The sequence below is a fragment of the Candidatus Rickettsiella isopodorum genome (assembly GCF_001881495.1).
GTDB lineage: Bacteria > Pseudomonadota > Gammaproteobacteria > Diplorickettsiales > Diplorickettsiaceae > Aquirickettsiella > Aquirickettsiella isopodorum.
This window is the reverse complement of sequence record NZ_LUKY01000002.1, coordinates 1-223: the sequence shown is the minus strand read 5'-3', so window position 1 is coordinate 223 and position 223 is coordinate 1. Positions and strand designations below refer to the sequence as shown.

Here is a 223-nt window from a genome sequence, read left to right as displayed (position 1 = left end):
TATTTTTTGAATCTCCGCTTCACATTGAGGAGCATAGGTTTTTAGTATTTCTAAACCGTCTTTAACTGCCTCACGTGAAATTTCTGAGAATTGCCTAAATTGCCGAAAAAACTCTGTCTGTACGCGACTTAAATCCTCGTTTCCATTTGATTTGTCCGGGTGAAATAACAAAACACTGCTGCGAAAAAACTTCATTAAGCGGCGTTGCAGATCTTCTGAGCAT

Annotated in this window: 1 protein-coding gene; it reads right to left on the bottom strand. The window is 39.0% G+C overall.

Going from position 1 to position 223, the window contains the following annotated elements:
- A partial coding sequence (locus A1D18_RS06890) for a hypothetical protein (protein ID WP_216094996.1) occupies window positions 1–223 on the bottom strand: 223 nt, incomplete at both ends.